Here is a 17,533-nt window from a genome sequence, read left to right as displayed (position 1 = left end):
CCGGGGGCTCTCTGCGGAACGCCGGGGCTCAGCCGACCGGGGTCTCGCTGGGCGTCGGGGTGACCTCGACGGCCGGGGCGACCGGGGTGGAGGTCGGGCTCGGCTGCGCGGTCGGGACCAGCTGCGAGTAGTAGGAGAGGGTGCCGTCGAGCACGGGGATCGCGTACTTGACGCCCTCCGCGTCGCCGGACTGGAAGTAGACGTCGATGGTCTCCCCGGCCTTGGTGTCGAGGTTCTCGAAGGTCATCGGCTTCGCGTCGTCGCCACCGAGGCTCACCGCCTTCTGGCCCGCGATGCGGACGCTCTGGCTCGGGCCGTCTCCGATCGAGATGTGGATCGTCTGCGCGTCGGACGTGGTGTTGACCAAGCCCGCGACGAGGTTGCCGAGCGTGCCGGCGTCGTTCACCACGATGAAGGCGTTGCGGACCTCGATCGGGCCGTTCTTGGGAACGTTCGCGCCGTCGGAGGCCGAGTAGTCGATGGTGGTCGCCTGCGGAGTGATCCCGGCGCACCCGGTGGCGCCGACGATGACGAGGGCGCTGAGGGCGATGGACGCAGCAAGGCGCGATTTCACGGGTCCTCCAGAAAATTCACGTGATGATCCAGCACCATTCTAGGGGCACCCGTCCGCGACGCACGGCTCGCCTCGCGTGCGCGCGGTGCTGTTCGTCGAGGCGGGGGGCGCGAACCTTAGCGCATTCCCGCTGTGGTATCCTGGAGGTTGCCGAAAGGACACGACTTTATGCTTTTTGAGGTTGGTGAGACCGTGGTCTATCCGCACCACGGCGCCGCGACGATCATCGAGGTCAAGGACCGTGTGATCAAGGGGGAGACCAAGAAGTACCTGAAGCTGAACGTCACGCAGGGAGACCTCATCATCGAGGTGCCTGCGGAGAACGTCGACCTGGTCGGCGTGCGCGACGTGATCGGCCAAGAGGGGCTCGACCGGGTGTTCGAGGTGCTGCGCGCCCCGTTCACCGAGGAGCCGACCAACTGGTCGCGCCGTTACAAGGCGAACCTCGAGAAGCTCGCTTCCGGCGATGTGATCAAGGTCAGCGAGGTCGTCCGCGACCTGTGGCGCCGCGACCAGGACCGCGGGCTCTCCGCGGGTGAGAAGCGCATGCTCGCCAAGGCCCGTCAGATCCTCACCTCCGAGCTCGCGCTCGCGGAGAAGATCGACGAGGAGAAGGCCGGAGCGCTGCTCGACGAGGTCCTCGCCTCCTGAGTTCTGCTGACGAAGGGGTGGATGCCGATGGCATCCACCCCTTCGTCGTGTCCGCAGCCGGAATCGGAGCCCGTCAGATCGAGCGCTGGTAGCTGCGGATCGCGCGCAGCGCCCAGGAGAACGCGAGGGCAGCGAGCAGGGCGAGGCCCGCGGCCTGCCACCAGCCCTCGCCGGGGTAGACGCCGGACAGCCCGCCGCGGCCGAGCTCGACGGCCCAGGTCATCGGGTTCCACCGCGACACGTTCTGCACCCACTCGGGCATGGCGGCGGCCGGCATCATCGTCGTCGACAGGAAGGTCGCGGGCAGCACGATCAACTGGGACAGGCTGATCAACGCGATCTGGCTGCGGGCGGTGAGCGCGACCGCTGTCGATGCGCAGCAGAAGATCGCCGCGAGCAGCGTGGCGATGCCGAGCGCGATGAGCATCCCGCCGACGCCGCCGGGATAGCGCGCGCCGCCGAGCCAGCCGATCCCGAGGACGACGAGCGACTGCAGCACGTTGATGATGAGCTGCTGCAGGAGCTGTCCGGCGATGATCGACGAGCGGCGCAGCGGCGAGGTGAGGTACTGGTCCATCACCCCCGATTCGATGTCGTCGATGTAACCGGTGCCGGCCCATGCACCCGAGTACAGCACCGTCATCATCAGGATCCCCGGGACCAGATAGTCGATGTAGCCGTGACCGCCGAACTGCGGGAGGGCGCCGAGGGTGCGGAACACCTGTCCGAACAGCAGGATCCAGATGACCGGCTGGATGAGGCTCATCACGGGGCCCCAGGCCTGGCGGATCGAGACGATCGACCACCGACGCAGCACCTGCCCGGTCTGGGTGAACCAGTCGGAGCGGGCCGGGGTCGTGGCGGGGACGGGGGAGACTGCGATCGCGCTCATGCGGCGACTTCTTCCGTGGGGGCGGACGCAGGCGCGTCGCCGAAGGTGTGGCCGACGAAGTGCAGGTACACATCGTCGAGGGTCGGGTGGGACGCCGCGACCTGGCCGTAGCGGATCCCGGCGCCGTCGAGCGCGGCGATGACCGCGCCGACCGCCGAGCCGGCGTCGTCGGTGCGGGCGACGAGCAGGCCGTCGACTCCGGCTGCTTCGACGAGCACATCGCGCAGCCCGGGCAGGGACGAGACCGCGGCGCGCACGGCGACCGGATCCGGCTCGATCAGTGTCACCCGGACCGCGTCGCCGTGCAGCGCGGCCTTGAGCTGATCGGGCGTGCCCTGGGCTACGGCCCGGCCGCGGTTCACCAGCAGCAGCTCATCGGCGAGACGGTCGGCCTCCTCCATATAGTGCGTGGTGAGCACCACCGTGAGAGCCTCCTCACCGGCCAGGCGCCGGATCTCGGCCCACATGGCGGCACGGGCCTCCGGGTCGAGGCCCGTGGTGGGCTCGTCGAGGAAGAGCACCTGCGGACGGTGCACCAGGGCGGCGGCGACGTCGAGGCGGCGCCGCATGCCGCCGGAGAACGTGCGCACCGGGCGCCGGGTGGCGTCCGCGAGCCCGAACTCGGTCAGCAGTCGCGCCGCGCGAGCTCTGGCGTCGGAGCCGCCGAGGCCGCGCATGCGTCCGGCGATCTCGAGGTTCTCCGTCGCCGTGAGGTTCGGATCCGTTCCGGTGCCCTGCGAGACGTAGCCGATCGCGGCGCGCACGGCCCCGGGGGCGTCTGTCACATCATGCCCGGCCACGCGGGCGCCGCCGGCGGTCGCCCGCGACAGCGTGGTGAGGATCTTGGTGGTGGTGGACTTGCCGGCGCCGTTCGGGCCGAGCAGTCCGAAGACGCGTCCGGCCGGAACGGTGAAGCTCAGGCCGTCCAGGGCGCGGACGGCGGGGCGGCGACCGCGGCCGCGGTACTCCTTGACGAGATCGTCGGCGACGATGGCGTCGCCGTCGATGCGGTGGTTCACGGGCATGACGAACATCCCTTCCGTTCTGAGGGTTCTCTGCGTTGTGGGGGGAGGGCGGATCAGGCTGGCCGTCGCGCGGGAGCCGGATCCGCCGGACCGGTCAGCGGTGGTCGCCGCTGCGCGGTGCGTAGAGCATGCGTGCCAGGAGCAGCATCATGGCGGCGAGACCGCCGACGAACGCCACCGGCGCCCACCACCAGCCCACCGTGAAGACGAGCACGACGATCACGGCGAGGGTGAGGAACCAGATCGCGGCCGTGTAGATCCCGAAGCGGGCGGCGGACTCCGGGTCCGTCTCGAAGCGGTTCGGCGGCATCTGCATCATGGCGCCGCGGGTCCAGGCCTTGTGTCGGTTGGTCTGCGTCGCGCCGAGGTAGGAGAACAGCGCGATGGATCCGACCAGGAGCACGGCGGCGAGGATCACGAGCCAGAGCTGATCGAGCGCGAGCGCGAAGGCACCGCCGAGCCCGAGCGCGAGCAGGGTGCCACCGGTGGCCAGGCCGAACCCGACGGCGCGGGCGGCGGGCAGCGGGTGGTTGGTCGTGGTCTCCTGCAGCAGCGCGTCCGTCGTGACGATGCCCAGCGCGACCGCGACGACGGCGCCGAGCCCGGCGACCGAGAGCGGTGCGGCCGGCTGCATCAGCAGCACCACGAGGAGGATGCCCACCAGGGCGGCGGCCGCGACGAGGCTCAGCAGCACCGCGCGCACCACGAAGCCGGGCTTCGGCCGCACCCGGTTGCGGGCGGTCAGCGCCTCCCAGCCGGGTGCGTGCGCAGGGCCGGCGGAAGGGTCGTCCTCGAGCAGCGCGCGCACATCGCCGAGATCGGCGACGGCCTTCCGTGCGGCTTCGGCGGGCGAGGCGCCTGCAGCGACCAGCTCGTCGACCTGTGCTGCGAGGTTCGCGCGGATCTCCTCCTTCAGGTCCTGCGCGGCCGGGGTCATCTCGATCCCGGCGAAGGCCTCGTCCAGGAGGCGGTGGATGTCGGTGTTCATGAGTTCAGTCCTTCGCGTCCAGAAGCGTGTCGATCACGCGGCGGGTGGCGACCCAGGCCGCGACGTTGCGTCGGTACACCGCGCGGCCCGCGTCGGTGATCCGGTAGTACTTGCGACGGCCGCCCTGCGTCTCGTCGCCCCAGTACGACTCGACCAGGCCGTCCTTCTCCAGACGGCGGTAGGTCGCGTAGAGGGTGGCCTCCTTGATCTCGTGATCCCCTCCGGTGGCGTCCCGGATGGTCTTGTAGATCTCGAAGCCGTAGCGGTCGCCGCCGCGCAGCATCCCGAGCACGATCGTGTCGGTGTGCCCGCGCAGGAGGTCCGCGGAGAAGGCGTCATCGTTCATGTCAAGTACTGTATCAGATCAAGTACTCGTTCACGCAAGGGTTTTGTCGAACGGATCCGGAATCGGGGGAGCGGAGGATCCGGCGCTAACGTGAGAGCGTGAACGACCAGTCCTCGTCCTCGCCCCTCGCGCACAGCGCGGTGATCGTCGTGGCGGCCGGATCCGGCACGCGGCTCGCCGCCGGAGCCCCCAAGGCGTTCGTGCCGCTCGGCGAGAGCACGGTCCTCGGGCACGCGCTCGACGGCGTCTTCGCCGCCGGTCCGGCGCAGGTGATCCTCGTCGTGCCGGTGGGCTTCGAGTCCGTCGCCTCGTCGATGACCGGGGGGCACCCTGCAGAGGTCGTCGTCGGCGGCGACACCCGGCAGGGTTCCGTGGAGGCCGGACTCGCGGTCCTCGCCGACGGCATCGACACGGTGCTCGTGCACGACGCCGCGCGCGCCCTCACCCCGTCCGCGCAGTTCGCCGCGGTGGCCGCAGCGGTCGCCCCCGGCGTCGGCGTGATCCCCGCGCTGCCGGTCGTCGACACGCTCAAGCGCGTGCACGGCGGCGAGGTCGTGGCCCCGGTCGACCGTGCGGAGCTCGCCGCCGCGCAGACCCCGCAGGGCTTCCCCCGGACGGAGCTCGTGGCCGCGTACGCGCGGGCGGTGGATCAGCGCGTCGAGTACACCGACGATGCGGCGCTCTTCGCGGCCGCCGGTGGAGCGGTGCGTCACGTCCTCGGATCCGAGGAGGCCTTCAAGATCACCACCCCGCACGACCTGGAGCGCGCCCGCATGATCCTCGACGCCGTGGCGGCTCCTGGCCCTCGCGAGACCGGGAGACCGGTCGCGGGCATGGTCATCCCTCGGATCGGCATCGGAACGGACGTGCACGCCTTCTCCTCGGGCGGCACGCTGCGCCTTGCCGGTCTGGACTGGCCGGGCGAGCCTGCGCTCGAGGGGCATTCGGACGGTGACGCCGTCGCGCATGCCATCGTGGACGCGCTGCTGGGTGCGGCCGGTCTCGGCGACATCGGACAGCATTTCGGCACGGCGCACCCCGAGTACGCGGGCGCGCACGGTGATGTGTTCCTCGCTCGCACCGCCGAGATCCTGACGGAGTCCGGGTTCGCGATCGGCAACGTCTCCGTGCAGTTCCAGGGCAATCGACCGCGATTCAGCGCACGCCGGGCCGAGGCCGAGCAGGCGCTGTCGGCGGCGCTCGGCGGTGCTCCCGTCGCCGTCTCCGCGACCACGACCGACGGGCTCGGCTTCCCCGGACGGGGGGAGGGCATCGCCGTCACGGCTGTGGCTCTCGTGCATTCGATCGCCCAGGGCTGAATCCATAACCGTAGGGATCCTCCGGATTCGCATCCGGCCTCTTGCCTGCGTGCTTACGCTGGATGATGCGGCCGCCCGCACCCCGCAGACGTCGCAGAGAGGTCACCGTCATGCGCGCACTCGTCCATTCCTCCTTCGGGGATCCCGCCGAAGTCCTCACCGTGCAGGACGTGCCGCTGCCCGAGCCCGGTCCGGGGCAGGTGCGGCTGCGGGTGCTGCTGGCCACCGTGCACAACCACGACCTGCTGACCGTGCGCGGCCTCTACGGCTACAAGCCCGAGCTGCCGGCGCGTTCCGGCACCGAGGCCGTCGGCGTCGTGGATGCGGTCGGCGAGGGCGTCGACGACGCGCTCCTCGGGCGTCGGGTCACCGTCGGCGGCGCGTTCGGCGCCTGGGCGGAGTTCGTGCTGGCGCCCGCCGCGGGGCTCATCCCGGTGCCCGACGACATCCCGGACGAGCAGGCGGCACAGCTCGGCTCCATGCCGTTCAGCGCCATCAGCGTGCTGGATTCGCTCGGCATCGCGGCCGGCGACTGGATGATCCAGAACGCGGCCAACGGCGCCGTCGGGCGCATGGTCGCCCAGCTCGGCGCGGCCCGTGGCGTGCACGTGGTGAGCCTGGTCCGCCGCGCGGACGGCATCGCGGAGCTCGAGGCGCAGGGTGTGCGGAACGTCGTCGCGACCGACGCGGAGGACTGGCAGGACCAGGTCCGCGCACTCACCGGCGGTGCCCCGATCCGCGCCGGCATCGATTCCGTGGGCGGCGACGCGAGCGGTCAGGTCGCGACGATGCTCGGCGAGGGCGGTCTGCTCGTCGTGTTCGGCGCGATGGCCTCGCCGACCATGCGGATCTCTTCGGGCGACGTGATCTTCAAGCAGCTGACCGTGCGCGGCTTCTGGGGCTCGAAGGTCGCGGCCGCGATGCCGGCCGACCAGCGCGGAGCCCTCTTCGGCGAGCTGCTCCAGCGCATCCGGGAGGGCGTGCTCACCCTCCCGGTCTCGGCGGTGCTGCCCTTCGAGCGGATCGGGGAGGCGTCGGAGGGTAATCTCCGCGCAGGGCGCGAGGGCAAGATCCTGCTGCAGCCCTGACCGCACCCGTTTCGGGGAGCGATGTCGGCGCGTTCCGACCCGGAATGACGACGAACAACGCTCCCCGAAACTCGCAGGAGCGCCCCGGTAGGCTTGAGCGGTGACGATCCGCCTCCATGACACGCGCGCGCAGGAACTGCGCGACTTCGTTCCGCTCGATGCCTCGAACGTGACGATGTACGTGTGCGGACCCACCGTGCAGTCCGGCCCGCACATCGGGCACGTGCGCGCGGCACTGAGCTTCGACCTGCTGCGGCGCTGGCTGCAGCTGCGGTACGGCCGCGTCACCTTCGTCCGCAACGTCACGGACATCGACGACAAGGTGCTCGCCAACGCGACCGACACCGAGGCATGGTGGGGGCTGGCGTATCGGATGGAGCAGGAGTTCTCGGCCGCGTACGCCGCCGTCGGGATCCTGCCGCCGACCTATGAACCGCGGGCGACCGCGTCGATCCCGCAGATGCAGGAGCTCATCGGGCGCCTCATCGAGCGGGGGCACGCCTACCCGGCCGCCGACGGATCGGGTGACGTCTATTTCGACGTGCGCAGCTGGCCCGCCTACGGCGAGCTCACGCACCAGTCCGTCGACGCGATGGAGGCCGCGGAGGATGCGGATCCGCGCGGCAAGCGCAACCCGCAGGACTTCGCACTGTGGAAGGGCTCGAAGCCGGACGAGCCCGCCGACGCGATCTGGGCCTCGCCCTGGGGCGCCGGGCGTCCCGGCTGGCACATCGAGTGCTCGGCCATGGCGCGGCGCTATCTCGGCGCCGAGTTCGACATCCACGGCGGCGGCCTCGACCTGCGTTTCCCGCACCATGAGAACGAGCTGGCGCAGTCGACCGCGGCGGGTGACGCGTTCGCGCGGCACTGGGTGCACAACGGGCTCGTGACCGTCGACGGGCAGAAGATGTCGAAGTCGCTCGGCAACTTCACTCTCGCCGCCGACGTGCTCGGACGGCACGATCCGCTCGTGGTGCGCTACGCGCTCGCCGCGGCGCACTACCGCTCGAGCCTCGACCTCTCCGACTCGTCGTGGAGCGAGGCGGAGGCGGCGCTGGGGCGGATTCGCACCTTCCTGGAGCGCGCGCAGCGGGCAGTCGTCGCTGGCGAAGAGGTGCCTGCAGACGCCCTCCCCGGCGCCTTCGCCTCGGCCATGGACGACGACCTCGGTGTGCCGCAGGCGATCGCCGTGCTGCACGAGACCGTGCGCGCGGGCAATGCCGCTCTGGATCGAGGCGACGCCGACGAGGTGCGCGTCGCGATGAGCGCCGTGCGCGCGATGACGGGCGTGCTCGGCATCGACCCGATCTCGCCGGAGTGGCGTGGGACCGGATCCGACACGAAGACGACGACCGCGCTGGACGCGCTCGTGCAGGCGATGATCGCCCAGCGCGCGCAGGCCCGCGCCGACAAGGACTGGCCCGCCGCCGACCGCATCCGCGATGCGATCGGTGCGGCGGGCATCACCCTGGAGGACACTCCAGACGGAACTCATTGGAGCATCGATGGCTAAGCCGAGCAGGCCCGGAGCGGGCAACAGCAAGAAGAAGGGCGCCACCAAGGGCACCGGCGGCCTCGGCCGCAAGGCGCTCGAGGGTCGCGGCAACACGCCGAAGGCGGAGGATCGCGCCTGGCATGTGGCCGGCAAGCGCAAGGCGGCGCAGGAGCGCTACGCCGCGGCGGGCGGCAAGGGCCGTCCCGGCGCGCGCTCGGGTGCGGGCCAGAAGCCGCAGGGCGGATCCAATCCGAACCGCCGCGTGTCCTCCTCGTCGGCCTCGAATGACACCGAGACCGTCACCGGGCGCAACTCGGTGCTCGAGGCGCTGCGCACGAAGATCCCCGCCACCACGATGTACATCGCGCAGCGCGTGGAGATGGACGACCGCGTCAAGGAGATGCTGGCGATCGCCCGGCATCGCGAGATCCCCGTGCTCGAGGTCACCCGTCAGGAGCTGGACCGCATGGCCGGCTTCGACGGCGTGCACCAGGGCGTCGCGCTCAAGGTGCCGCCGTACGAGTACGCGCACCCGCAGGACCTGCTCGAGGAGGTCATCGACCGCGGCCAGACCCCGCTGTTCGTGGCACTCGACGGGATCACCGATCCCCGCAACCTCGGCGCGATCATCCGCTCGACCGCCGCGTTCGGCGGGCACGGCGTGATCCTGCCGCAGCGTCGCTCCGCGAGCGTGAACTCGGCCGCATGGAAGACCAGCGCCGGAGCCGCGGCCCGCATCCCGGTCGCGCTCGCGGCGAACCTCACCAGCATGCTCAAGGAGTTCAAGAAGCAGGGCGTGTTCGTGCTGGGACTCGACGGCGGCGGCGACGTGTCGCTGCCCGCGATCGAACTCGCGGACCGTCCTGTCGTCATCGTGGTCGGATCCGAGGGCAAGGGGCTGTCGCGCCTGGTCACCGAGACGTGCGACCAGATCGTCTCGATTCCGATCTCGGCGGCGACCGAGTCGCTCAACGCCGGCATCGCGGCCTCCGTCGCGCTCTACCAGGTCTCGACGGTCCGCGCCGCCAAGAGCTGATCGGAAGGGCGCACGAGCGGGGCGGTCCGCATGACGCACCGCGCACGGCGTTGATCCGGAGTGCACGTTCGTGCAGTGAACGCACGCGCGTGGAATAGCGCGAGAGGGTGGATCCTTCCCCTCTCCGTACCCAGTGCAGCAACGGAAGGAAAGCGCATGGCTCGCATCATCGTCATCGGAGGCACCGGCTTTGCCGGCGGCCACATCGCCGCGGAGGCGGCTTCGCGCGGACACGAGGTCGTCTCGGTGTCGCGTTCGAAGCCGTCCGAGCCGATCGCGGGCGTCCAGTACGTCCAGGGCGATGTGCTGGACGCGGCGTCCCTCGCCGACACGTTCGCCGGCGCCGATGTGGTCGTGTCGGCCATCTCGCCGCGCGGGGACATGACCGACTCGGGCCTCGACGCGGTGCGCGCGCTCGTTCAGGCGCTGACCGGCACCCCGACCCGCCTCGGGGTCGTGGGCGGGGCGATGGGCAGCCTCAGCGCCCCCGGTGGGCCTGCGCTGTGGGATCTCGGAGTCCCCGAGGAGTACCGGCACGAGGCGAAGTTCGGCATGGACTCCCTGGACATCCTGCAGGCGTCGCCCGCTGACCTGGACTGGTTCTACGTGCACCCGCCGAAGGAGTTCGGCGCCTGGGCGGCCGGGGAGCGCACCGGCTCGTACCGTGACGGCGGCGAGGTGTTCGTCGAGGACGCCGACGGCCGTTCGTACATCTCCGGCGCCGACTACGCGGTCGCCTTCGTCGACGAGATCGAGAACGGCAAGCACCGCCGCGAGCGGTTCACCGTCGGCTACTGACGGGATCCGCGCCGCGTCCACGAACGCCGAGCCACCCCCTTGTGTGCGAACCGCCCCCTTCGGGGCGGCGTGCAATGGGGTGGCTCGCGTTGAAAGGGGTGGCTCGGCGAGCGCGAACGGTCAGACCAGGTCGCGCCAGTCGATGTCGGCGCCGTCGTCGTCGAGCGGGACGGACCCGGTGATCACCGGCAGCGACATGGTCTCCGTGGGCGGGCCCATGATCGTAGCCTCGTCACGCCGATGCCGCAGCACGTCGTTGATGTACGACGTGAGCACCTCGGCCAGCGGTACGGATCGTCCCTGCGCCTGCGACATGTACCAGCGGTGCTCGAGCACCTGGTGGAACACCTCTGCGGGCTCGAGCTTGGCGCGCAGGTCGTAGGGGATCGCGCGCACCACCGGTTCGAACACCCGGGTGAGCCATTCGTGGGCGTACATCTCCTCGTCCGCCCAGTGCTTGGTGGAGCGGGCGCGGAACTCGTCCAGGTCGTTCAGCAGCCGACGGGCCTGGTTCTCCTCGACGTCCAGTCCGGTGAGACGGATCAGACGGCGCTGATGATGGCCCGCGTCGACGACCTTCGGCTCGATCTCGACCCTGGTGCCGTCGGCGGTGGTCAGGATCGACATCTCGCCGATGTCGAAGCCGAGCGCGTTCAGCCGCTCCACGCGCTCGGTGATCCGCCAGGCCTCGCCCGCGGCGAAGGATTCGTGGGCGGTGAGAGCCGCCCACAGGGATCGGTAGGACGACACGATCCCGTCAGCGATCGCGATCGCGTCCACGCCCCGCTCGAGCCGTCCGCCGGCGGCGAGGTCCAGGATCTCCCCGGCGATGTTGGTGCGGGCCAGATCCAGGTCATAGGCTCGCTGGCCGTCGGTGAGCCCCTCCTCGTGCAGTTCGCCGGTCTCGGCGTCGACGAGGTATGCGGCGAACGCCCCCGCGTCACGACGGAACAGCGCGTTCGACAAGGACACGTCGCCCCAGTAGAAGCCGACGTTGTGCAGTCGCACCAGCAGCAGGGCCAGCGCGTCGACCAGGCGCGTGGCGGTGTCCGGCCGTAGCACGCGCGTGAACAGGGCGCGGTACGGCATCGAGAAGCGCAGATGCGAGGTCACCAGCGCTGCCGGCAGCTGCTCGCCTTTGCCGTCGGTGCGGCCGGCGATCACCGCGACGCGCGACACGCACGGCACGTCCAGGCGGGCGAGGTTGCCCAGCATGTCGTACTCGCGGCGCGCCATCTCCTCCGTGGTCTCCTTCACGGCGACGACGGATCCGGACAGATCCGCGAAGCGCACCAGGTGCCGGGACAGGCCCTTGGGCAGCGAGACGATCACCTCGGACGGCCATTTCGACAGCGGCTGCGACCAGGGCAGCGACAGCAGACCCGGATCCACGGCGCTGGCCGTGATGGTCAGGGCATCCTTCAACGGTGCTCCTCGGGGGATCGGCGGGGGAAGACGACGACGCGGCGCGGGGGAGGCCCCCGCGCCGCGTCGATCAGACGATGATCAGGAAGCCGCGATCGGCTTCTTGTTCAGGCGCTCGCCCGACTCGAGGTCGAACGCGTGGGCGTGGCCCGGGTTCGCCGCGAGGGTGACGGTCTCGCCCGCGTTCGGGTGGTTACGGCCGTCGACGCGCGCGACCAGGTCGGTGCGCTTGCCGGCGATCTCGGTGTGGCCGTACAGGTAGCCGTCGGCGCCGAGCTCCTCGACGAGGTCGACGACCACGGAGAGACCCTTGCCATCGGCGGGGCCGACCGTGATGTCCTCGGGACGCACGCCGACCGTGACCTGGGATCCGGTCGCACCGCTGACAGTCTCGCGGTCGAGGGGGACCACCTCGGTGCCGAACTGCACCCCGCCGTCGGCGAGGTCGGAGGTGAACAGGTTCATGGCGGGGGAGCCGATGAAGCCGGCGACGAAGACGTTCTGCGGGTTCTCGTACAGATCGCGCGGCGAGCCGACCTGCTGCAGCAGGCCGTCCTTGAGGACCGCGATGCGGTCGCCCATGGTCAGGGCCTCGGTCTGGTCGTGGGTGACGTAGACGGTGGTGACGCCGAGGCGGCGCTGCAGCGAGGCGATCTGGGTGCGGGTCTGCACGCGGAGCTTGGCATCGAGGTTCGACAGCGGCTCGTCCATGAGGAACACCTGCGGCTGGCGGACGATCGCGCGGCCCATCGCGACGCGCTGACGCTGACCACCCGAGAGGGCCTTCGGCTTGCGGGTCAGGTAGGGCTCGAGGTCGAGGAGCTTGGCCGCCTCGAGGACGCGCTGCGCGCGCTCCTCCTTGCCGACGCCGGCGATCTTGAGCGCGAAGCCCATGTTCTCGGCCACGGTCATGTGCGGGTACAGCGCGTAGTTCTGGAAAACCATCGCGATGTCGCGGTCCTTCGGCGGGACGTCGGTGACGTCGCGGTCGCCGATCAGGATCCGGCCGGCGTTGACCTCTTCGAGGCCGGCGAGCATCCGCAGGGACGTGGACTTTCCGCAACCAGAGGGGCCGACCAGAACCAGGAACTCGCCGTCGGCGATCTCGATGTTCAGCTTGTCGACCGCGGGGCGGGTGCCTCCGGGGTAGAGCCGGGTGGCCTCGTCGAAGGTCACAGTTGCCATTGTCTTCTCCTTCACCGGCAGGTACGTGCCGGACGATCCGTAGTGAAAAAGCGACGAGGGTGAACCCGCCGTGGCCCGCCATCGGGCCGGGATCAGTATGACATGAGAGCTCCGGCGAGGTCCAGCAATCCCGGTGAAGCGCTTTCCGAGGGCGATCTCGCAGGGTCCGACCAGGGGCCGTCTGGTCATTTCTCAGCCTGTCTGGCTAGCATCGGACCGTGCCGTGCCGCGCCCGTCGGCAGCAGGCTGCAGGGACACAGGTCCCGAGAAACCAAGAGGAACGATGTCGAGCGACGAAACGCCGAACGTCCCCACTCCGCCGCATTCGCGCGCGGCTGTGCGGGAGAAGGCCCAGCAGGTGAACGCCAAGCAGTCCCGCGCCCGGATCATGCGACGCGTGATCATCGCCGCGGTCGCGGTCGTCGTGGTCGGCGCCGCGGGAGGCGCCGTAGCCTGGGCCGTGGGCTCCGCCGTGTCGAAGCCTTCGCTCACCCCGTCGAATCTGCAGGACGACGGCGTCGTGGTGACCAAGAAGGATCTGGCCTCCGCTCGCGCCGGGTCGGCCAGCACCCCCACGCCCTCGCCGACCACGGCGGGCAGTGCTTCGCCGACCGGATCGGCCTCGCCGACCCCTGACCCGACCGCCACCGCGGGCGCTGTCGACATCCACGTCTACGTCGACTACCTCTCGCCGGGCGCCAGTGACTTCGAGCGTGCGAACGCGAAGCAGCTCGCCACCTGGGTCGATCAGGACGCGGCCACCGTGACGTACCACCCGGTCGCGCTGCTGACCGCGAACTCCAACGGCACGAAGTACTCGCTGCGCGCCGCGTCCGCGGCCGCCTGTGTCGCCTCGATGCAGCCCGACGTCTTCTACGCGTTCAACCACGCACTGCTCGTCGACCAGCCCAAGCAGGACACCGACGGCAAGAGCGACAAGGAACTCATCGCCCTCGCCGTGTCGAGCGGGGTGAAGGACGCCAAGGGCCTTCAGAACTGCGTCGAGGAGAACACCTACGACTCGTGGGTGAAGGATGTCACGCAGCGCGCGGTGGACGGGCCGCTGCCCGGCTCCAAGAAGGAGGCCCTGAGCGGCGCTCCGACGATCGTCGTGAACGGCCAGGTCTACGCCGGATCGCTCACCGACGCCGCGGAGTTCAGCCAGTTCGTGCTGTCGGTCGCGAGCGACTCGTACTACGGCACGCCCGGCCCCACCTTGTCGCCCACGCCGTCGCCGTCCGCCGCCAAGTAGCGTCCGGACCCATCCGGGTCGGGATCGCCTGCGCGTCGAGGGCGTGGCGAATTGCTACGCTGTGGAGCGGTCGCGCCGTGACGGCGCCGGCCACTCTCGCCTCCTTAGCTCATCTGGTAGAGCAGCGGCCTTGTAAACCGCAGGTGGCCGGTTCGAGTCCGGCAGGAGGCTCCGATCCCTTCCTGTCGGGCGCGCGTGACGCGCCCACGACACGTCTGCGGCACTCAGAAGAGTCGATCCGTGCCCTTGTCATCGGCGCGTGGCGTCGCGGCGACGCGCGCGGTGGTCTCGGCGGACGCCAGCAGCGCATCGTCGATGAGCTCGCGTGCGGCGGCGGCGCCGCTCAGCCAGTCCAGGGCGAACGCCGCGGGAAGCAGCACCGGCATCCGGTCGTGGATCCCGGCGAGGCGTTCGGGCGCCGGCTGCATCACGATCGAATAGCACGTGTACCAGGTGCCGTCTTCGGTGCGGCCGCGCTGAGTGATCGCCGCCATGCCGAACAGGGCTCCGCCCAAGCCGAACTCGTGCCAGGCCTTCTGCGGCTTCTGCATCTCGTACCAGCTCGTGGCGGGGACGATGGCCCTCCCCTTCAGGCTTCCGGGGCGTTCCTGCAGGCGTTCGGAGCGGGTGTTGATGGAAGGGAACCGCGACGGCCGGCCGTCGACGAGGAATCCCCACCATGCCTGCTCGAGCTGCGGCGACGCCGTCTCCGAGGGCACGACGATCGGGTTGAGGTTGCGCAGGAGGCGTCCGGTCGGGCGCAGGGTCTCCTCCGCGTTGTGCCGCGCCCACGCGCGGATCCCCTCCATGAGTTCGTCGTCGGCTTCCTCGATCAGCTGCTGATCGCTGAATCGCGGATCCAGGCCGTAGCTCGCGCACATGGCTGGAGCGTACCTCGGGCGGGGGACATCGGCGCGGTCGTGAGCGAATCCGCGCGCGAGTAGTCTCGGAACGGTGACTGCGCACTCTCCGAAGCCGAATCGCGGGCGCACCGCGACGGCGCTCGGCGGAGCGGTCGCCATCGGCGCGATGACGGCGATCCAGGCGCGCGTGAACGGTCAGCTCGGGGTGCGCCTGGACAACGGCGTCCTCGCGGGCTGGGTGTCGTTCGCGGTCGGTCTGGCGCTGCTGAGCTTCCCCATGCTGCTCACCCGCTCCGGACGCGCGGGGCTCGGCCGTCTCTGGCGGGGGATCCGCACCGGGGAGGTGCCGTGGTGGATGCTGCTCGGCGGGGCCTGCGGCGCGCTGACCGTGTCGACGCAGGGGCTGGTCGCGGGCGTCCTCGGCGTCGCTCTGTTCACGGTGGGGGTCGTGGCCGGCCAGACGCTGCACGGCCTGCTGCTGGATCGGGTGGGATTCGGCCCCGCGGGCGTGGTCGCCATCACCCCGGGGCGGCTGCTCGGCGGAGCGTTCGCGCTCATCGCGGTCGGCGTCTCGCTCGGCGGTGACGTGCTGGCGCGGGCGCCGCTGTGGATGCTGGTGCTGCCATTCCTCACCGGTGCCGGCATCGCCTTCCAGTCCGCCGTGAACGGCCGGCTCGGGCAGCGCATCGCCTCGCCTCTCGGCGCGACGTACATGAGCTTCCTCGGGGGCGTGCTCGTGCTGTCCGTGTCGGCGGCCACGAGCCTGCTCGTCACCGGGGCGCCGGAGCCGTTCCCGGTTGCGTTGCCCGGCGACCTGTGGCTGTACCTGGGCGGGCTTCTCGGCGCGACCTACATCCTGCTGGGCGTGATCATCGTGGCGCGCACCGGAGTGCTGCTGATGGGACTGGGCGCGGTCCTCGGCCAGCTCGTGGTGTCGGTGCTGATCGACGTGATCTGGCCGCCCGCCGCAGGCCCTGCCGCATGGCAGGTGCTCGTCATGGTGCTCGCGGCGGTGCTGTCGGTTCTCGTCGCGCTGCCATGGGGGAGGCGCCGGATCAGTCCTTCTTCGCGGCCTTCCTGAGCCGCCGCTGCTGCTTCGCCGCCTTCTCCCGCGCCTTCTTCGCGGCCTTCTTGGCCTTCTTCTTGGCCTTCTTCCTGGCCTTCTTGCTGGCGCACTCGCCGGTCTTGGCGCGCGTCTCGGGCGTGCGGGAGTCCGGTGACGTCGTCGCCTCTTCGGGCGTGCTCCGGACCGGCATCCGGCTCAGAACCGCGTCCGCGTCGAGCGCCCGGCGCCGACCCGGCTCCTTGCCCGGCTTGCCGCCGACGTAGAGCCAGCCCAGCAGCTCCTCGTCGGGACCGAGTCCGTGCGCTCGTGCCACGGCGGGGGTGCGGGTGTAGCCGCCGGTGCGCCAGATGACACCCCAGCCGGCCTCGTCCAGCAGCAGGCTGAGCACGTGCGCGACGCCCGAGGCGACCGCCTCCTGCTCCCACCGGGGCACCTTGTCGCTGCGGCGGTAACTGGCGACGACGGCGATCAGCAGGGAGGCGCGCAGCGGCTTGGTCGAGGGCGAGGAGTCGCCCGTCTCCTCCGCGATCGCGGCACCCAGCCGTTCCCGATCCTCTCCGCGCAACTCGATCAGACGCCAGGGGCGCAGCGAGGAATGATCTGCGACCCGGCCCGCGGCGGCGATCAACGGCAGCAGCTGCTCGCGGGTCGGCGCTTCGGGGGTCACCTTGGACCAGGACTGCCGACGGCTGACCGCCTCCAGTGCACTCATGCCCCGGTGGCGGATTCGTCCGGCTGGAAGGACAGCGCGATCGAGTTCATGCAGTAGCGGTCGCCGGTCGGCGTGCCGAACCCGTCCGGGAAGACGTGGCCCAGGTGCGAACCGCAGTTCGCGCAGCGCACCTCCGTGCGCTGCATGCCGAGACTGTTGTCCTCGATGAGCTCCACGGCCTCGGGGCGGACGGATTCGTAGAAGCTCGGCCAGCCGCAGCCCGAGTCGAACTTCGTGCCGCTGCGGAACAGCTCGGCGCCGCACGCGCCGCAGGTGTAGAGGCCGGCGCGGTGCTCGTCGAGCAGCTCGCCCGTCCACGCCCGCTCGGTCGCGGCCTCGCGCAGCACGGCGTACTGCTGAGGGTCGAGCTCGGCCCGCCATTCGGCGTCGGTCTTGGTCACGCGGTGCGACATGGATCCTCCCGGGGGTCGGATCCATTCTCGCGCGTTCCGGGCCGGTGAGGGCGACTGCCGGGCGCGCCGTCCTGGCCGGGCGCCGGCGGCGACGTAGCCTGAGGGGGTGACCGACCTCCTCAGCGACCGCGAGCGCGTGATCCTCGCGTTCGAGGCGCGGCGCCCCGGGCACTCCAGTGCCAAGGAGGAGGCGATCCGCGCCGAGCTGGAGCTGACGCCGGCGCGCTACTACCAGTTGCTGGACCGCGTCATCGAGTCCGAACAGGCGCTGGTCGCCGACCCGATGCTGGTGCGGCGGCTGCGTCGGATCCGCGACGACGCGGCGGCGCGGCGAGCGGGTCGTACCGCCCTCTCCGCCGGTTGAGACGCACCCGCTCAGGATCCTCGGCCTGTCGTTCACCGAAA

19 protein-coding genes and 1 tRNA gene are annotated in these 17,533 nt (G+C 70.7%); 10 read left to right on the top strand and 10 right to left on the bottom strand.

The genetic code is table 11. The features are described from left to right. Window positions 1-28: 28 nt before the first annotated feature. A complete protein-coding gene (locus LXM50_RS11665; RefSeq protein ID WP_233311487.1) occupies window positions 29-574 on the bottom strand; it encodes a DNA modification methylase in 546 nt (181 codons plus the stop codon). A gap of 168 nt (window positions 575-742) precedes the next feature. On the opposite strand from LXM50_RS11665, the gene LXM50_RS11660 reads away from it, so the two are divergent. Continuing rightward, the gene (locus tag LXM50_RS11660; protein ID WP_233311486.1) at window positions 743-1,225 is read left to right on the top strand and encodes a CarD family transcriptional regulator; all 483 of its coding nucleotides are present in this window, start codon (window positions 743-745) and stop codon (window positions 1,223-1,225) included. Between the two features lie 73 nt (window positions 1,226-1,298). On the opposite strand, the gene LXM50_RS11655 is transcribed toward LXM50_RS11660, so the two are convergent. From LXM50_RS11655 to LXM50_RS11640, 4 genes are all read right to left on the bottom strand, one after another. Continuing rightward, window positions 1,299-2,117 (bottom strand): ABC transporter permease, encoded by an 819-nt coding sequence (locus LXM50_RS11655; RefSeq protein ID WP_233311485.1) that lies wholly within the window; start codon window positions 2,115-2,117, stop codon window positions 1,299-1,301. Then, window positions 2,114-3,142 carry an ABC transporter ATP-binding protein gene (locus tag LXM50_RS11650; RefSeq protein WP_233311484.1) on the bottom strand — a complete coding sequence of 343 codons (1,029 nt, stop codon included), beginning with the start codon at window positions 3,140-3,142 and terminating at the stop codon, window positions 2,114-2,116. The genes LXM50_RS11655 and LXM50_RS11650 overlap by 4 nt, the downstream gene beginning before the upstream one ends. Window positions 3,143-3,236: 94 nt before the next feature. Continuing rightward, window positions 3,237-4,130 carry a permease prefix domain 1-containing protein gene (locus LXM50_RS11645; protein ID WP_233311483.1) on the bottom strand — a complete coding sequence of 298 codons (894 nt, stop codon included), beginning with the start codon at window positions 4,128-4,130 and terminating at the stop codon, window positions 3,237-3,239. A gap of 4 nt (window positions 4,131-4,134) precedes the next feature. After that, window positions 4,135-4,476 (bottom strand): PadR family transcriptional regulator, encoded by a 342-nt coding sequence (locus LXM50_RS11640; RefSeq protein WP_045273464.1) that lies wholly within the window; start codon window positions 4,474-4,476, stop codon window positions 4,135-4,137. 98 nt (window positions 4,477-4,574) lie between these two features. Between LXM50_RS11640 and ispD the strand changes: the two genes are divergently transcribed. The 5 genes from ispD (at window position 4,575) to LXM50_RS11615 (ending at window position 10,212) form a co-directional block, all read left to right on the top strand. Next, entirely contained in the window at window positions 4,575-5,795 is a 1,221-nt protein-coding gene (ispD, locus tag LXM50_RS11635; RefSeq protein ID WP_233311482.1) for a 2-C-methyl-D-erythritol 4-phosphate cytidylyltransferase, read from the top strand. A gap of 110 nt (window positions 5,796-5,905) precedes the next feature. Then, window positions 5,906-6,883, top strand: coding sequence for a zinc-binding dehydrogenase (locus tag LXM50_RS11630; RefSeq protein WP_233311481.1), 978 nt, complete (start codon window positions 5,906-5,908; stop codon window positions 6,881-6,883). 100 nt (window positions 6,884-6,983) lie between these two features. Further along, the gene (gene cysS, locus LXM50_RS11625) at window positions 6,984-8,396 is read left to right on the top strand and encodes a cysteine--tRNA ligase (RefSeq protein WP_233311480.1); all 1,413 of its coding nucleotides are present in this window, start codon (window positions 6,984-6,986) and stop codon (window positions 8,394-8,396) included. Next, on the top strand, window positions 8,389-9,414 hold the full coding sequence (gene rlmB / locus LXM50_RS11620) for a 23S rRNA (guanosine(2251)-2'-O)-methyltransferase RlmB (RefSeq protein WP_233311479.1): 1,026 nt from the start codon (window positions 8,389-8,391) through the stop codon (window positions 9,412-9,414). The genes cysS and rlmB overlap by 8 nt, the downstream gene beginning before the upstream one ends. 156 nt (window positions 9,415-9,570) lie before the next feature. Beyond that, window positions 9,571-10,212, top strand: a complete 642-nt coding sequence (locus LXM50_RS11615; RefSeq protein ID WP_233311478.1) for an NAD(P)-dependent oxidoreductase — start codon at window positions 9,571-9,573, stop codon at window positions 10,210-10,212. A 120-nt stretch (window positions 10,213-10,332) separates the two neighbouring features. Here the strand turns inward: LXM50_RS11615 and LXM50_RS11610 are convergent, their stop codons facing one another. Both LXM50_RS11610 and LXM50_RS11605 read right to left on the bottom strand, forming a co-directional pair. Next, window positions 10,333-11,637, bottom strand: coding sequence for a DUF4032 domain-containing protein (locus tag LXM50_RS11610; protein WP_233311477.1), 1,305 nt, complete (start codon window positions 11,635-11,637; stop codon window positions 10,333-10,335). 81 nt (window positions 11,638-11,718) lie between these two features. After that, entirely contained in the window at window positions 11,719-12,822 is a 1,104-nt protein-coding gene (locus tag LXM50_RS11605; RefSeq protein ID WP_233311476.1) for an ABC transporter ATP-binding protein, read from the bottom strand. Between the two features lie 283 nt (window positions 12,823-13,105). Between LXM50_RS11605 and LXM50_RS11600 the strand changes: the two genes are divergently transcribed. Together LXM50_RS11600 and LXM50_RS11595 are read left to right on the top strand one after the other, a co-directional pair. Next, entirely contained in the window at window positions 13,106-14,074 is a 969-nt protein-coding gene (locus tag LXM50_RS11600) for a thioredoxin domain-containing protein (RefSeq protein WP_233311475.1), read from the top strand. A gap of 98 nt (window positions 14,075-14,172) precedes the next feature. Then, a tRNA-Thr gene (locus LXM50_RS11595) sits at window positions 14,173-14,245 on the top strand. Between the two features lie 53 nt (window positions 14,246-14,298). Here the strand turns inward: LXM50_RS11595 and LXM50_RS11590 are convergent. Beyond that, on the bottom strand, window positions 14,299-14,955 hold the full coding sequence (locus LXM50_RS11590; RefSeq protein ID WP_233311474.1) for an SOS response-associated peptidase family protein: 657 nt from the start codon (window positions 14,953-14,955) through the stop codon (window positions 14,299-14,301). Window positions 14,956-15,028: 73 nt separating this feature from the next. Here LXM50_RS11590 and LXM50_RS18750 point away from each other — a divergent pair, with 73 nt between their 5' ends. Next, window positions 15,029-16,018, top strand: coding sequence for a DMT family transporter (locus LXM50_RS18750; RefSeq protein ID WP_233311473.1), 990 nt, complete (start codon window positions 15,029-15,031; stop codon window positions 16,016-16,018). On the opposite strand, the gene LXM50_RS11580 is transcribed toward LXM50_RS18750, so the two are convergent. Together LXM50_RS11580 and msrB are read right to left on the bottom strand one after the other, a co-directional pair. Further along, a complete protein-coding gene (locus LXM50_RS11580) occupies window positions 15,993-16,715 on the bottom strand; it encodes a nitroreductase family protein (protein ID WP_374107827.1) in 723 nt (240 codons plus the stop codon). The two genes, LXM50_RS18750 and LXM50_RS11580, sit on opposite strands and share 26 nt — an antisense overlap. Further along, window positions 16,712-17,128, bottom strand: coding sequence for a peptide-methionine (R)-S-oxide reductase MsrB (msrB, locus tag LXM50_RS11575; RefSeq protein WP_233311472.1), 417 nt, complete (start codon window positions 17,126-17,128; stop codon window positions 16,712-16,714). Before msrB ends, LXM50_RS11580 begins: the two co-directional genes overlap by 4 nt. Before the next feature lie 106 nt (window positions 17,129-17,234). Here msrB and LXM50_RS11570 point away from each other — a divergent pair, with 106 nt between their 5' ends. Continuing rightward, the gene (locus tag LXM50_RS11570; protein ID WP_233311471.1) at window positions 17,235-17,492 is read left to right on the top strand and encodes a DUF3263 domain-containing protein; all 258 of its coding nucleotides are present in this window, start codon (window positions 17,235-17,237) and stop codon (window positions 17,490-17,492) included. Window positions 17,493-17,533 lie beyond the last annotated feature (41 nt).

Source organism: Microbacterium sp. Au-Mic1, from assembly GCF_021341785.1.
Taxonomy (GTDB): domain Bacteria; phylum Actinomycetota; class Actinomycetes; order Actinomycetales; family Microbacteriaceae; genus Microbacterium.
Note: the sequence above shows the minus strand (reverse complement) of the source record. Positions and strands in the feature narration are given on the sequence as shown.

Excerpts from the sequence above, each read along its gene's own strand:
- LXM50_RS11630 (WP_233311481.1), top strand. The coding sequence starts at position 5,906 with ATGCGCGCACTCGTCCATTCCTCCTTCGGGGATCCCGCCGAAGTCCTC.
- LXM50_RS11660 (WP_233311486.1), top strand. The coding sequence starts at position 743 with ATGCTTTTTGAGGTTGGTGAGACCGTGGTCTATCCGCACCACGGCGCC.
- LXM50_RS11605 (WP_233311476.1), bottom strand. The coding sequence starts at position 12,822 with ATGGCAACTGTGACCTTCGACGAGGCCACCCGGCTCTACCCCGGAGGC.
- LXM50_RS11650 (WP_233311484.1), bottom strand. The coding sequence starts at position 3,142 with ATGCCCGTGAACCACCGCATCGACGGCGACGCCATCGTCGCCGACGAT.
- rlmB (WP_233311479.1), top strand. The coding sequence starts at position 8,389 with ATGGCTAAGCCGAGCAGGCCCGGAGCGGGCAACAGCAAGAAGAAGGGC.
- LXM50_RS11615 (WP_233311478.1), top strand. The coding sequence starts at position 9,571 with ATGGCTCGCATCATCGTCATCGGAGGCACCGGCTTTGCCGGCGGCCAC.
- LXM50_RS11640 (WP_045273464.1), bottom strand. The coding sequence starts at position 4,476 with ATGAACGATGACGCCTTCTCCGCGGACCTCCTGCGCGGGCACACCGAC.
- msrB (WP_233311472.1), bottom strand. The coding sequence starts at position 17,128 with ATGTCGCACCGCGTGACCAAGACCGACGCCGAATGGCGGGCCGAGCTC.
- LXM50_RS11600 (WP_233311475.1), top strand. The coding sequence starts at position 13,106 with ATGTCGAGCGACGAAACGCCGAACGTCCCCACTCCGCCGCATTCGCGC.
- LXM50_RS11590 (WP_233311474.1), bottom strand. The coding sequence starts at position 14,955 with ATGTGCGCGAGCTACGGCCTGGATCCGCGATTCAGCGATCAGCAGCTG.
- LXM50_RS11645 (WP_233311483.1), bottom strand. The coding sequence starts at position 4,130 with ATGAACACCGACATCCACCGCCTCCTGGACGAGGCCTTCGCCGGGATC.
- LXM50_RS11580 (WP_374107827.1), bottom strand. The coding sequence starts at position 16,715 with ATGAGTGCACTGGAGGCGGTCAGCCGTCGGCAGTCCTGGTCCAAGGTG.
- LXM50_RS11655 (WP_233311485.1), bottom strand. The coding sequence starts at position 2,117 with ATGAGCGCGATCGCAGTCTCCCCCGTCCCCGCCACGACCCCGGCCCGC.